The organism is bacterium (Candidatus Blackallbacteria) CG13_big_fil_rev_8_21_14_2_50_49_14, from assembly GCA_002783405.1.
In the GTDB taxonomy this organism is placed as follows: domain Bacteria; phylum Cyanobacteriota; class Sericytochromatia; order UBA7694; family UBA7694.
In genome coordinates this window covers 1-14079 of sequence record PFGG01000072.1, presented here as the reverse complement: position 1 = coordinate 14079, position 14079 = coordinate 1, and the positions used below count along the sequence as shown (strand labels likewise).

The 14079-nt window shown below is 45.2% G+C and carries 10 protein-coding genes and 1 pseudogene; 4 read left to right on the top strand and 7 right to left on the bottom strand.

What is annotated here, in order from left to right; translation table 11 throughout:
* Positions 1-6: 6 nt before the first annotated feature.
* Positions 7-2046 carry a hypothetical protein gene (locus tag COW20_20050; GenBank protein PIW45426.1) on the top strand — a complete coding sequence of 680 codons (2040 nt, stop codon included), beginning with the start codon at positions 7-9 and terminating at the stop codon, positions 2044-2046.
* Between the two features lie 18 nt (positions 2047-2064).
* On the opposite strand, the gene COW20_20045 is transcribed toward COW20_20050, so the two are convergent.
* From COW20_20045 to COW20_20035, 3 genes are all read right to left on the bottom strand, one after another.
* Complete coding sequence (locus tag COW20_20045) at positions 2065-3852, bottom strand: hypothetical protein (protein PIW45425.1); 1788 nt, start codon at positions 3850-3852, stop codon at positions 2065-2067.
* Positions 3853-3965: 113 nt separating this feature from the next.
* Positions 3966-4703 carry a hypothetical protein gene (locus tag COW20_20040; protein PIW45424.1) on the bottom strand — a complete coding sequence of 246 codons (738 nt, stop codon included), beginning with the start codon at positions 4701-4703 and terminating at the stop codon, positions 3966-3968.
* Between the two features lie 503 nt (positions 4704-5206).
* Positions 5207-6376 (bottom strand): acyl-CoA dehydrogenase, encoded by a 1170-nt coding sequence (locus COW20_20035; protein PIW45423.1) that lies wholly within the window; start codon positions 6374-6376, stop codon positions 5207-5209.
* Positions 6377-6595: 219 nt separating this feature from the next.
* Here COW20_20035 and COW20_20030 point away from each other — a divergent pair, with 219 nt between their 5' ends.
* Positions 6596-7381: a hypothetical protein gene (locus COW20_20030; protein PIW45422.1), complete on the top strand. Its 786-nt coding sequence runs from the start codon at positions 6596-6598 to the stop codon at positions 7379-7381.
* Here COW20_20030 and COW20_20025 read toward each other — a convergent pair.
* Entirely contained in the window at positions 7350-8075 is a 726-nt protein-coding gene (locus COW20_20025) for a hypothetical protein (GenBank protein PIW45421.1), read from the bottom strand. The two genes, COW20_20030 and COW20_20025, sit on opposite strands and share 32 nt — an antisense overlap.
* A gap of 116 nt (positions 8076-8191) precedes the next feature.
* On the opposite strand from COW20_20025, the gene COW20_20020 reads away from it, so the two are divergent.
* Positions 8192-9199 (top strand): hypothetical protein, encoded by a 1008-nt coding sequence (locus COW20_20020; GenBank protein PIW45420.1) that lies wholly within the window; start codon positions 8192-8194, stop codon positions 9197-9199.
* A 391-nt stretch (positions 9200-9590) separates the two neighbouring features.
* Positions 9591-9677 (top strand): annotated as a pseudogene (locus COW20_20015) (oligopeptide transporter substrate-binding protein).
* A 711-nt stretch (positions 9678-10388) separates the two neighbouring features.
* On the opposite strand, the gene COW20_20010 reads toward COW20_20015, so the two are convergent.
* From COW20_20010 to COW20_20000, 3 genes are read right to left on the bottom strand one after another with little or no spacing between them, the layout of a single operon-like run.
* Positions 10389-11519 (bottom strand): hypothetical protein, encoded by a 1131-nt coding sequence (locus COW20_20010; protein ID PIW45419.1) that lies wholly within the window; start codon positions 11517-11519, stop codon positions 10389-10391.
* Positions 11520-11576: 57 nt separating this feature from the next.
* The gene (locus COW20_20005) at positions 11577-13691 is read right to left on the bottom strand and encodes a hypothetical protein (protein ID PIW45418.1); all 2115 of its coding nucleotides are present in this window, start codon (positions 13689-13691) and stop codon (positions 11577-11579) included.
* A gap of 6 nt (positions 13692-13697) precedes the next feature.
* On the bottom strand, positions 13698-13922 hold the full coding sequence (locus COW20_20000) for a hypothetical protein (GenBank protein ID PIW45417.1): 225 nt from the start codon (positions 13920-13922) through the stop codon (positions 13698-13700).
* Positions 13923-14079 lie beyond the last annotated feature (157 nt).

The window sequence follows — 14079 nt, the reverse complement described above, 5'->3', positions numbered from 1 at the left end:
AGGCCCATGAGCCTTATTGTCATTAATCAGAGATTTGAACTCCATCAGGAATTGGGTCGAGGCGGATTTGCTACGACCTGGAAAGCCAAAGATCGCAACTCTGGCCGTTGGTGTACCTTAAAATCCTTGAATCTTCAAAATCTTGAAGATTGGAAATCACTTGAGCTTTTTGAAAGAGAATCCAAAGTTCTTGCCAATCTGAATCATCCCAATATTCCTCGGTTTTATGAATCATTGACTGTGAAATCGGAGAAGGAAGAAAAATATTTTCAGGTACAAGAATTTATTGAAGGACAGAGCCTCAAAGACAGCATTGAGAGGGGGCGCTTTTTTACTGAGAAAGAAGTGATCAAACTGGGGAGTCTTTTACTCGAGGTCTTGGATTATTTACATTCCTTTTCTCCTCCGATTATTCACCGTGATATCAAACCTGGAAATATCCTGCTTTCCAAGAGCCAAACTCCCTATTTGATTGATTTTGGGGCAGTAAAAGAAACCCTCAGACAGAAACAAGGGGCTACACCCACTGTCGTGGGAACCTTTGGCTATATGGCGATTGAACAGATGAATGGCGATGCTGCGCCCGCCTCGGATCTCTATTCTCTGGGCATGACCCTGATTTATTTACTCTCCCATCGAGAGCCCCATGAGATTGAAAAAAAGGGTTTAAAACTCAATTTTCGGCCGCATGTCAATATTTCAGGGGAGTTTGCCAAAGTTTTGGAGCGTATGATTGAGCCCGATATCCAACGCCGTTTTGGCTCGGCACGCGAGGTATTAAAAGAGTTTCAAAAGCTTTTGGGCCGTCAGGAAATTAAGCTGTCAGAAACTCCAGAAACGAAGAAACAGAATAAATCCGTGGGCTATACCATTGCCGCTGGTGCATTGGTGCTTATCAGTGCTTTCAGCATTTGGGAAGTGAAATCTCATTCTGTGAAATACAGGTCTGCTACTGCACCGAGCTCTGTTCCAAGTTATAAGCCAATCGGCTCGATCAATGCCAAAGAAGCCCGTAGTTTGGGTCTGATTTATTATGGTGCCTCAAGCTGTTTTCGTGCCAATCAATATTTTGACAAAGCTCTGGAATCCTTTGCTGAAGACGCTGAAATTTATTTCAAACGGGGAATTTGCCGGGGCAGACTGAAACAATACGCCTTGGCAATTGAAGACTATAAAAAAGCCTATGCTATCGCCCCTGAAGATTATCCTGAGAGTTTGTACAATATGGGCTGGAATTACTATCAGATGAATCTTTATCATTCTGCGATCCGTGCTTTTACTGAAAGCTTAGAAGTTAAGCCCAAACACAAAGATTCCCTGAATTACCGGGGGCTTTCCTATATTGAAAACAAACAATACGACAAGGCTTTGGCTGATTTTCAAGAAACCATCAAAATTGATTCTCATTATAAATATCCCTGGAACAATATCGCCTGGGTATATGAGCAGCAAAAGCGCTATCCTGAGGCCTTAACTGCCTATGATGAGGCAATGAAAAGATTTCCAGCATATTCGTTGCCCTTTTACAATAAAGGGGATCTTTTGATCAAACTTAAGCGTTATTCTGAGGCGATTGTGGCTTTAAAAGGCGCAATTGCAGCTTCTCCTGATTATGCCTCTGCGCATAATTTACTCGGTTTATCGTATTACCATCTTAAGGAGTATGATTTAGCCATCAGCCACTATCTTGAAGCCATTCGTCAGTCTCCGAAGTATGCAACGGCCTGGTATAATCTGGGTTTGGTGTATGATGATCAGAAAAACAATCCCAAGGCGATCGAATATTATCAAAAAGCACTTGAGTTCAACCCCAAATATACGTCCCCAATGAACAATTTGGGGTATTTGTATGAAAGACAAAAAGAGTATACTAAAGCGCTTGAATACTATGATCTAGCTATCCAACTGGAGCCTCAAACTCCTAGGTTCCTCAATAACCGTGGCGATGTATACAAGGCTTTAAAAAAATGTACTTCAGCCCAGGCCGACTGGAAAGCAGCCTGTCGCTATGGCAATACTTCGGCGTGTAAAAAGACCTGCCCCTAGCTCAGCGTTTCTATCCTATTATTTGGCTGAAAGCTGGGTAATTAAATTGCTCAAGGCAGACTGTTGGGTTTGCAAGCGGGAAAGAATTTTTTCCATGCTGCTAAATTGTTGTTCCAAAATTTTTTGACGTGAAGTTAAGCGTTTGTTGAGATTTTCGATTCGGCTGTCAATTAAATCAATCTGACCCGAGACAACTTTTTGTTTTTGATTAAAGGTTCCGGTGGCATTGCTGAGTCCGTCCAAATAGGTTTTAAATTGGCTCATAATGCCCGCACTTCCATTGCTGGTCGCTGTGGCTCCAAAGATTTGCGCCACACGCGTGGGGGTGTCTTGTAGGGCTTGTGTCAGTTTACTGGCATCCAGTTGCAAAGAAGTGGTTGTACCCGCAACACTGCCGATGGCCCCCGTCGAAATCCCAAGCTCTGAAAGCGTGCCTCGCTCATTGCCTTGTGTTAAGCCCGTAACCGTTCCAAATACGAGCTTAAACAAACGGTCTTTGACGTTGTTGACCGTAAAATCTGAAAGCAGGGTGCCGCGAGCTTTGGTGCTGGGGTTATAAGCTGTCAGTTCGTTAATTCTGCTCACAACAGCATTGAATTGATCCACGAACCCTTGAACTTGGCCGACTGCGGCTTCGCTGTCGGCGTTGACAGTGACAGTAAAAGGATTGCCAGGATTCGCTTCGCGTAAATCAAGCGTTACGCCTTCTAATCCAGCAGCTTGGATGCCAGAGTTCCGTGTAAAATACTGGGTGCTGCCGCCATCAATTTTAATTTGGGCAGCATTGCCTGCGATCACAGAATCAGGAGCACTCAATCCCAAGGCTTGGGATAAATTGCCGGTATCAGAAAAACTGGTGGTCTGCGGACCCGTCGTTTTCTGTGTAATAACGAGCTTTCCTCCCCCCAGGGAAGAATAATTTGCGTTGACACCTGCATCAGAAAGATTAATTCTTTGGATCAGATCATTGAGGCTGTCATTTGCGCCATTGTATGCAATGGCGACACCGTTGAGCGTTAAAACGCCAGAGGCAACGGTTTGTGCGAGATTGGTTGCTCCAGCCGAATTATCCAATTTTAGATCGGCTCTCACCCCATTGACCGCGTCAGTGCTGCTTATGCTGCCTGCAGCATAAGCGGCAGTATCCAGTTTGAAAACCGACAAAAAATTGCTGCTGCCCGAACTTAAATTGATGGCACTGAGGCTAGAAAATGTAAGTGTCTGGCCGCCTTTGGCTGGGTCATATGCCAAAGCACCTGTCGCCCCTGTGGCATTCTGAATATCTGTGAAAATTGAATTCAGGGTAGAGCCACTGGTGATCGTAATTTGTTGACCATTGACAAAGAAACTGCCCTCAGTTAAGGCTTCTCTTAAACGGTTGGCAGAATTGAGTTGCGTGAGTGTTTCTCCGCTAAAATCAGTGGCGACATCAGCGATTCCGCCTTGGTTATTGCCTTGGCCCGCTAAATTTCCTGTTTGCAGTTTTGAGTTGCTTGCCAATTGCAGGACTTCAACTTGAAAAGAACCCGTCAATGCATTGGCGTTGGCGGTCGCCAGGAGAGAGTTACTATTTGAAGAGCTCGCTTTGCGGCCGATTAAGGAACTGATTTGTGTTAAGGCAAAAGCCTTGTTTTCAAGTGCGCTCAGACGCGTATTGATATCTTTATAGGCGTCAATTTGATTTTGATAATTGCTTCGCTGTTGAGAGAGCAAGGTCAGTGGACGGCTTTCAATTGCCAGTAACTGCTGAATAATTGAATCGGTGTTCAGACCCGAAGCCAAACCGCCAAAAGATATTGTAGACATGCTTACAACCTCCTGTTGTGAGACGCATTATGCACAAAAATGCTCAGATCCATCTTGCCTTTATCATAAGCGATTGTGGCTAAAATATCCAGTTTTAGGCTGCAAAAGACCTCTTACTGCGCTTGCGCTGTTTTTAAAGGCAGGCTTAATTTCAAGGGTTTCTCAAGCTCTTTAAGTGTCAGGCGTGTCAGGCGGATATCTTTCAGCCCGATTGCCAGTTGTTCTTCTGGCAGGACTGAGGCAAAATGCAAGTGCATCTGAAAATGCCCCTGAGAGTTGGTTCGGGCAGCTTCTAGCTGACCGGTAGGCAAATGCTCAACAAAGACATCGTGGTAGGCAAGGGGATGATTTTGTGCGTCAGTTAACTGGCCTTCAATGGTTTGTGAGATTCTCTTTAAAGCTTCAGGGGGGCCTTGAACAATTGGTAATCCCATTTGTTTCCAGCCCCAATAGCCTTCATTGATCACTTTGACCTGGCTATAGCCTTGTTTTTTGAGAATTTCTGCACTCATTCCCGAGAGGTGATGGGGGCAGCCGCAATACATGACCAGGCTTTTGTCTTTGGGAAAGGGAAACTGGTTGGTCATGGAAATATCTTTATAGGGAAAAGAAATTGCATTTTGAATATGTTCAGCATTGTATTCAAAGCGGCTGCGCACATCGACAAATACTGCCAGATTTTTCTTTTGCATTTCATAGGCCTCTTTGGCAGGTATCAGCAGTGCAGGATCTATCTCTCCATGGCTTTGTTCCTGCTGGGGTTGGGTACGGTAGGGGGCTTGAGCCTGTAAGCTCAGAACTGCAATAAAACAGCCAAGTGCCAGGAAGCCAGTTTTCAGCGCTTTGTACATCAATAAAACTCCTCAATCCTTGCTGGATGTATGATGCCTTTAGCCTGTACTGACTGTCAATCAGTTTTAATCAATTTCAGGCACTTAGGGGTTCCCAGCCTTTTAAGGCTTGTTTGTTTTTTAAGATCTGGTGAAGACAGGCATAGGCGGCTTCGACATTCTGGAAGGTCTTAAACAAGCGATCCATGTGTGAAATTTCAAACATGAGCAGGGGTTCATGCTGAAGTCCTGCCAAATAGAAATAACTATTTTGTAGCCCGTTAAACTCCCTGCTACTTCGAGGATATAGATATCTTCTGATAAGGAATAGTTGATCTGCATGCATACGCCCTTTGCAAAGTGATACTGGCTTCATTTTATGAGTTTCTCTTAGCAAGGCGTATCAGACGGTTTCTATGAGTGGATTAAGAATTTTCCTACAATAAAAATACAGCCAAAAATTCTTGGCTGTATTTCAGATTCGTTTCACGGTTTAAACCTGTGAAAATTGAAGCTTAGTTTGATCAGTTAAAAGCGGCTATGCCTGTAATATCCCGACCAATGGTCAGGCAATGAATATCATGGGTTCCTTCATAGGTATAGACAGATTCTAAATTGCCCATATGACGCATAATGGGATATTCATCGGCGATGCCATTCGCTCCGAGAATATCACGTGCGACCCGTGAAATATCCAATGCGATTTTCACATTGTTCATTTTCGCCATTGAAATTTGGGGGTGGCGGATTTTTCCTTGATCCTTTAATTGACCCAGTCTCCAGGCCAAGAGTTGGCCTTTGGTGATTTCGGTGATCATTCCCACCAGTTTCTGTTGAACCAATTGAAAGCCCGCAATCGGTTTATCAAACTGGATTCTATTTTTGGAATAGTCAAGGGCGGTGTCATAACAGGCCATGGCTGCGCCCAGCGCGCCCCAGGCAATCCCATAGCGGGCCTGGCTCAAGCATCCGAGCGGCCCTTTCAGTCCAGAGGCTTTGGGAAGCATATTTTCAGCCGGAATTTCACAATTCTCAAGTACCAGTTCTGAGGTGACTGAAGCCCGCAGCGAAAATTTTCCTTCAATATCAATGGCCTTAAAGCCTGGTGTGCCGCGTTCAACCAGAAAGCCTCTGATTTCATCTTCGTCATCTTTGGCCCAAACCACAGCAATATCAGCGACAGAGCCATTGGTGATCCACATTTTAGCGCCGTTCAGCACATAGGTATCGCCTTTTTTTCTGGCACGGGTGATCATGCCACCGGGGTTTGAGCCATAATCGGGCTCGGTCAGGCCAAAACATCCAATTTTAGTGCCTTTTGCCAATTGGGGCAGCCATTTCTGTTTTTGTTCTTCAGTGCCGTAGGCGTAAATCGGATACATTACCAACGAGCTTTGCACCGAGGCAAAACTGCGAAGACCGCTGTCTCCGCGTTCGAGTTCCTGGCAAATCAAGCCATAGGCAATAGAATTCAGGCCAGCACAGCCATAGCCTTCAATGCTAGGGCCCAAGAGGCCCAATTCGCCGAGTTGAGGAACGATTTCATGGGGAAAGGTTCCATTGCGGTAATGCTCTGTGACCAGAGGTAAAAACTTTTCTTCAACAAAATCCCGCACGGTATTGCGGACCATAATTTCTTCTTCAGTAAGCAGGTCATCCAGCTGATAAAAATCAGCGCCTTTAAATTGAGACATTGAAAATAGCATCCTTAACTTATGCTTTATATAAGCTTATTGTAACATGAACATCCTCTCTGATACACCTTTCCGCAATGCCTGAATTAGATAGAATATGGCCTTTATTCCTGAAAAATCACAGGAACTATTTCGCCTTTCAAGTGGATATCTGGTTTGCCTTCAGATCCAATTGGAGTTAGTATGCTTCTACGCTAGGTTGAAGGAGTATTGGGGCATATGAAGAAACCGGGCATATTTTTCGGTCTGTTCGCACTCCTCTTTTTATCGGCATGCCCTCCCCAGCAGGATTCTACCCATTCGCCGGATACGGATCCCAACGCATCCTCACAGGCTTCAACCGCTTCCAGTCCTCAAGACAGTTCAGGGCTTCCCCTGATCAAAAACTCTTCGAAACCCCAACAGGCATCGCTGCCCGCTGTTAAAACTTACCGTGGCATTTTTCTTTCGGGTGAAGGGCTTCAGTATTTTAAAGCCTGTGGCAGCAAGGAAGAGCTTTGGGTTGAAGATCCTGAGGGTGTCTTAATGAAACGTCATGCTGCGCTTCAAGGCTTAATTGATTTAGAACCGGTCTATCTTGAGTTCAAAGCCAGAGAATTGGCTTTAACGAGTGGTGATGGTTTTGCTTCAGGATATCGCAAGGCTTTGCGCGTAGATTCTGTGCTTACGATTCAGAATTGGGTTTCTGATGGCCGCTGTTTTCCGACAGATTTCATTGCCACGGGCCACCGACCTGAATGGTCGCTTCAGATTTTAAAACACAATCAGGTTTATTTTAAATCACTGGAGGGTGAGTTTCCTGTGGTTGAAAGTATGAATTGGCAGGCCCCTGTGATTGAAGGAAATCAGTGGAAATATACCTTCAGATACCGATCTGCAGAGTCTGAAACCCTCCAGGCCACTTTTCGCAAGGAACCCTGTCAGGATGGAGGACAGACGCTGGATTTTAAAGTCCAGCTTCTGTTTCGCGGGATTAATTATGAGGGCTGTGCGCGTCAGCTCTAATGCCCAGATCCGCTTCGAGCTTAAAATGACGAAGCCCTGCCTGAATTTCGCTCTGATTTAAGGGGGTTTGCGCATACCAATACTGAAAGAGTGCTTCTCTTTGATTTGATTTCTCTGCCAACTTAAACGCGTTTTCAATCAGTGTTATTTCTGTTGGCGTAAAGTAAATTTCCTGCTTGCGAATCCGTTCTTCCAGACTGAGCTGGGCATAAATCCAGTCTCGGTAGCGTTTCAAACCTTGACCATATCCCCGATAGATGGCTTGAAGATCTGTGCGGCGTTCGTAGCGACGTAAACCAGGATATAAGCGGATTTGATTGAGCAGCAAAAACAATCCTGGTATTTTACCCTGATGGTAATCGAGGGTATGGGCCAATTCATGGGCGAGAATGCCCTTTATCGCTTCTGGGGGACATTGCTTCTGCCAAATCAGGGGGTTGTATTGGATTTTGTAAACAGGGTGCGCATTCAAAAGACTCAAGGGTTCAAAATTGCTTTGAAAATAACTGTCAGGCTCAGAAAACGTGCTGATGGTCAGGCTTTCTGCGTTTAATTCAGGATAGGCTTCTTGAACAAGAGACCGAACCCAAGCTCCGATTTGTTCAGAAGCTTGAGCTGGCTGATTGAGTTGCCAAAAATCCAGAGTCAGCAGCAAGATACAAAGAATTTGTACTTTAACCCATAAATTAAACACTATTTACCATTACCTTTAATGTTATTTAACTATTTGCCTGCAAGATTCTTCAGAGATGACAGGATAATACATGTATCAAAAGCCTGAAATATACAGGTGCGTAGGGAGAATTTGAGATGTATCATCCTATTTGGAGCCGTTCTGCAGGTTTGATTCTGTCTTTCAGTTTGATTTTATCAGCTTGTGGAAGTGGGGGAGATGATTCTCCTTTTCCTCTCTCTTCGATGCAGATTCCGAAAACCGCGAGCAGTACTTCAGACAGTGCTGCACAGGATAAACTTTTGTCGACCCTGCCTAAAATCATGGCAGGCATTGACAGTATCAAAGCCCGTTTGGATGCGCTGGAGGTTACACCTGTCAATGATGTAACTTTACCAGCAAAAAACCAAGCAGTAAGTGCTGTGGCAACATCCAAAACAACTTCCCGTACTGCGTCTGCGCCCAAAACGCTTACGCGCTCTGCTGCTCCCCCCAAAACAATTGCCAAGGCCGCGCCCACCGCTGCAGAAAAAGGTCACTCTGAATTGATGAAGGTTTTAGACACCTTTCACAATGCCGGAGCTGTGCAGGCCACGGTTGAAAAGATAGAAAAAAATCTAAGTACGGGCGAAACCGCAACCAATAAGCTCAAACTTTTTACTAAAAAACCAAATGTGGTTAAAATTGAGGTTATTCAATCAAGCAAGGGCAGTTCAGGCACCAAATTAACCTATACATCTGATTCAGGCACCAAGGTCAAAGTTCGTCCTGGAGGGGCCTTGGGATTTGTGACCACCGATTTAGCCAAAACAGACGACCGCCTGATCTCTGTGAATAAATATTTACTCGACAGCACTGATTTCTTTGGGGTTTACCGCCGTCTGTCTTCAGGCTATAAGGCCGAGTTGATTGGTGCGACGACTGTTGCGGGTGTCAAAATTCATGTATTGAAAGTAACCGCTGAAGGTAGCAATTCTTTGGACCCGCGCATCGCCTATGAACATATCGGCTATGATCCCAAGACCTATGCCATTCGCATGATGGAAATCTTTGACAAGAGTGGCAGTAAAGAACCCTATTTCAGATTGGTTTTGCCCACCATTGAGTATCTGGATTCCTTGCCAGACAGTACCTTTAAGATTTAGTCAGGGATCATCAGGTATAATAATCTTATGTATTTGGTTCCCTCACGCGCAAGCTTTCAATTTCTTAATCTATAATTAATTCAGATTAACCAAAAATTAACCTCTGGGGAGTAAAGAAGACGACATGACGAGCTTTCGCCCTGCCATTCTTCGCGTTCTATCGGCCAGTTTATTATCAGCGGGACTTTTATTGCCCGGCTGTGGCAGTAAAGATGACCTGAACAGCGTATCGACGAGCCTTACCACGGGCACAGGATTGACCACTTCGAGCAGATCAGATGCTGAACTTTTAGCCGCAATTCCCAAAATTATGGCAGGCCTAGAAGAAATCAGCGCCAAGCTGGATAAACTCGATATTCGACCAACTGATGATAATCTGCCTGTTCCAGTGACCACCACGCCAACCCGCCCTTCAACCACCACTACAAGTTCTACTACCGGAACCACGACAGTTAAACCTACGACGACCACGACGACTCCCAAACCCACTGCCACTGCGGTTCCCAAGCTGAGTGCCAAAGAAAAAGGGCAACAAGAACTTCAAAAGCTCTTAAACAAAGTCAAAAGTGCGCCATTTATTGATGCCTCTGTTGAAAAGGTTGAGAAAAACCTTAAAACAGGCAAAGTGACCACGAATAAGTTGAAAATGTACACAAAACAGCCCAACCAGGTGAAAATTGAAGTTTCTTATTCTTCCTCTGGTGCTTCAGGTGCAAAGGTGCTTTACACTTCAGGTTCAGGTACCAAGGTAAAGATTCGTCCCGGTGGAAACCTCAGTTTTATTACCACGGATCTCGACAAGACCGACGAACGTGTCGCTTCCAACAATGGCTATCCCTTGGATGATAATGATTTCTTTGGGGTGGTTCGTCGTCTCTCAAGTGGTTATGTTGCAGAATTGGTGGGGACGACCACTTTGAACGGCAGCAAGATCAATATCCTCAAAGTATCTACCTCAGGTACCAATAGCTTGGATTCACGGATCAGCTTTGAATATATTGGCTATGATCCCGCGACCTATGGCATTATGCTCTGGGAAATGTACAGCGATGCCAATGGCAAAGAACCCTTTTTCAGACTCACTTTGCCCAGTCTGTCGTTTCCTGCCAGTTTAAGCGACAGTATTTTTAAAGTTTAGGCACCCCAGCTAGGTTTGAAAAGCCTTGAAAGCGATTCTTTCAAGGCTTTTTCATTTTTTGTGGGCTTCGGGGGCTTGCAGACCCAAAATATCTAACATATTTTGGCGTACTTCCTGGCCGAGTGATTTTTGTTCGATCACACGAAACACTTTTGGATCGTTTCGAAAGGCATAGCGCAGCAAGTGCTGTATCAGGTATTGGGGTACGGCATTTAAAACGATGCTGGGTTTTACCTCTTTTCTGAGTTGGCTTAAAAAAGCCTCTCCTTCCCCTTTGAGCTTGTTTAAATAGGTATTTAAGGCGCTGATATTGGTTATTTCCAGTTTTTCCAAAAATTCCAATAAACTGGTGGTTGCGGGTGAACGGGCCATATCGGTTTCTCCGCTGGGACGGTATCCTGCCTGAAGGGCCTGTTCTGTCCAATATTTCACCAAGGGGGTTTCTAAGAAGGCCACCACCGAGGAACGATCGATGGCGCGATCCAAAAAACCCTGCTCAAAATTATTGCTGTCGTCAATTTTTTGTTTTTCGATCAAATGCTTTAAATTTTGAAAATGGTGGTCGGCGTCTTCAAGCAGGGCTGAAATGATCAAAAAATCCCGTGAAAAATGAGCAGGCACCTCACTCAGGGATTTATATTGCAACATATGCTCGATCGAAGCCCAGGCATGTTGCAATATCGTTCTGACTTGGATTTCAAAGGCTGTTTCAGAATAAGCTGCCCATTCAGGTAATTTTTTGCGCTTGTCGTTGAGCCTGACCACATAATGAATTGATTGATAGCCAAATTCTCTTGAATGTCGTTTGAGTTGCGTTTGATTGATGGAGTTTTGCAGGTCAATTTCAAACTCTTCTTCAATCATCTCTGCTATCGAAACCGTTTCATCTTCCAAATAGCAAATCAGGCGAATGCCGACAATATCTGTAATTTGCGTAGGGGATGCATAGCCTTTGCGTTTAATTTTCTCTTCAAGACTGGATAAACTTTTGACCCGGCTTTCGATTTTGTGAATTTCCAGTTTGCGGCTGCGCAATAACTCGTAGAGCAGGGTATCTACCATGCGTCTGAAATATTCAAGATCTTCCTGTTTGCAACTGTAATGTTCAAGTAAATAGTGAACATTTTCAGGTTCCGTAATGGCTTTCGGCTCACCCCAAAACTGCTTTACTTCATGGTGCATGATTTACTTCCTGCTGCTTCGCTGTATCTGTCGGGCTAAACCCTTTTATGCTGAGTCTCATCTGGCGTGTTCATGTGCCTTGCAGAGGGCCTCACAAAAAGTATTGAGCGCTTCCGGGTTTTGAAATAAGCGGGGATGCGCTTGGATGATGGCTTGAGAAACTGCTTGCCTTAACTCCTTTTGCTTTGCCCAACTGAGCGCTTTTTCAAGATAGTCTTTTTCTGAGTTTGCCACAAGATGCCCCAATTGCATTTGTTCGTAAAATGCATGGGCAAACCGACCTCTGGCAAAGCTGCCTGGTAAGGTCACTACCGGTATGCCCATCCCAAAAGCTGTAAACAGTGTGGTGCCATTGCCAAAGGGAAAGGGTTCAAGTAAAACTTCGCAGTTGCTTAAGAGCGAAAGAAAGCGTTCAGGGGTAAACCAGGGCACAAACCAGATTCTTTCAGCATTGGGACCGATGCTTTGATAAAATCTTTCTTTCAAATGCTGGTCAAGGAGCGATTGGGGGCGGTTCAGCATCAGGACAATGCCTTCGCGATCCTGATCCAAAAGCGCTTTAAACAGGGGATCCATTTGGGGATGAATTTTATACAAACTGACAGGACAGAGATAGATTCTTTTATTTTCTGGCAGCCCCAGATCTAAACGACTGAACTTGGTTTTTACAGCTTGAGGCAAGGGAACGTAAGCGGGCATCAGCGGAAGCCGAATCAAGGGTTCTGTATAATGTGCCTGTGCCTCTGGGGTATCTAACCAAATATTGCTGACAAAGCCATCGATTGATTTCAAGCCGGAAGTGACGGGGTGTCCGGGCAATACCCATTGCAAGGGGGCCAAGCGGGAATGGGCCAAGAGCCAGGTGGGAAGATGTGTACCGAGATCGGTATAAAGTAGGATATCGGCATGCCATTTCAGGATTTCTTTGCGCTGTGCCTTTAACTCATGGGGCAGATCATCCCAATAATCTGCACGCTGTTTGAGCTTTAAAGTGACCTGATCTTCTAGCAGGGGATCCAGGGAAAAAAAACCAAGTTCAAATCTATCCTGAGGCAAGGCCAAAATCAGATTTCCAAAGCATTCCATTAAAGAATGTTTGTGAAAATAATGAGAGACAATACCCAGGCGCAGGCGATTGGATTTTGAGCGGGAAGGTTTTTCTTCATCGGGGGGCAAAATGCTTTGATAGATGGCAGAAAGCTTTTCGAGCAAAGCGCGATCATTTTCACCCTGGTAGGGGAGGTAAAAGGGCAGGGAACCCACTTCGCGGACAGGATCTCGCAGGGTAAAAGGACTTGCTTGGAATGCTTGGAGTGCGTTTGCAAATCTATTTCGCCAAAGGATGAGGTCTTGTTGCGTTCGATAAATCGGGGGCAAGAGACAGGCTTTGGCCAGGCGCAAGCCGTCTAAAGCTTCATAGTTCAAGCCCTGCGACAAGATCGCATCTGCTTCTTCTATTTTTCCTGTTTCGCTCAGGGCATGTGCCATGTGCAGACAGGCCAAAGCCTTTTCATAGTTTGAACAGGGCATTTTCAACCCTATCAGGTAACTTGCATAGGAGGATTCAAACTGCAAAAGCCCCGCCTGGAGATGTCCGAGTAAAAACCAGGTTTTTGCGGATTGGGGGTACAGTTGAAGGGATTTTTTGAGCGATTGTATCGCTTCTAAAATCTGACCCAGACGCTGCTGAGAACGTGCAATTTTAAGTTGGAGTCGGGGGTTCACGGCCTGCAGGGCAAGTGCCCGTTGAAAATAGCCAAGACCTTCACGGAGTTTATTTTGCGTAAAAAACAGATCACCGATATTTTCCAAAATCCGTGCTTGCTCACCCTCAGCCTGTGCTGGGCAGTCTTGAAGGGCTTTGTGGAACTCGGCCAGGGCTGCTTCATACTGGCCTGTCTGTTCGAGGCACAAAGCTAAATTATTGCGGCAGCCCCAGAAATCAGGCCGGTAACGAAGTTCTTCCCGATAATGGGGGATGGCTTCAAAGGGCGTTGTCTGATGCAATAAAATACCCAATCTGTAGTGAAGATTGGGAAAATCTGGCGCGTCGTGAAGCAGGTTTTGATAAAGTTCAAGGGCCAAGAGCCTATCATTTTCTGATTCTGCTTTTAAAGCCCGTTGATAGCGTTTTGGCGCATCCTCCTGCTGGGGGAGTTGGGGAACACTCACCTGGGTTTAGAAACCTGAGTCTCCCCCTCCCTCATCGAAATCGCCGTCGTAGCTATCATCGGCGTCGTAATAATCATCGTCTTCACCCCCATCCAGCTCTTCATCTGCGCTCTCATATTCTTCGTGCCCATCTGTTAGCAGGGTATAAGATACATCAGAATCCTCTCCCAGTGCTTCATCCAAATCTTCTTCTTCCTCTATCAATTGGGATTCATTTTGTTCTTGAGCCATTTGTATTGCCTCTTTTCCTGAAACTCTCGCTGATTTAATCATAGCACTCAGAGCTGGATTTCTGCTTTGCGCCTGCACAGAATCAGTGCTTCAGAATGAAAGACTGAATTTTTGAGTTCAGTTGAGAAAAGCAAGAACAGAGGCATAGAGCAGGGTC

What these genes read in the sequence shown, in the direction of transcription:
- COW20_20030 (PIW45422.1), top strand. Translation starts at nt 6,596, where the DNA reads ATGAAGAAACCGGGCATATTTTTCGGTCTGTTCGCACTCCTCTTTTTA.
- COW20_20045 (PIW45425.1), bottom strand. Translation starts at nt 3,852, where the DNA reads ATGTCTACAATATCTTTTGGCGGTTTGGCTTCGGGTCTGAACACCGAT.
- COW20_20020 (PIW45420.1), top strand. Translation starts at nt 8,192, where the DNA reads ATGTATCATCCTATTTGGAGCCGTTCTGCAGGTTTGATTCTGTCTTTC.
- COW20_20010 (PIW45419.1), bottom strand. Translation starts at nt 11,519, where the DNA reads ATGCACCATGAAGTAAAGCAGTTTTGGGGTGAGCCGAAAGCCATTACG.
- COW20_20000 (PIW45417.1), bottom strand. Translation starts at nt 13,922, where the DNA reads ATGGCTCAAGAACAAAATGAATCCCAATTGATAGAGGAAGAAGAAGAT.
- COW20_20050 (PIW45426.1), top strand. Translation starts at nt 7, where the DNA reads ATGAGCCTTATTGTCATTAATCAGAGATTTGAACTCCATCAGGAATTG.
- COW20_20040 (PIW45424.1), bottom strand. Translation starts at nt 4,703, where the DNA reads ATGTACAAAGCGCTGAAAACTGGCTTCCTGGCACTTGGCTGTTTTATT.
- COW20_20035 (PIW45423.1), bottom strand. Translation starts at nt 6,376, where the DNA reads ATGTCTCAATTTAAAGGCGCTGATTTTTATCAGCTGGATGACCTGCTT.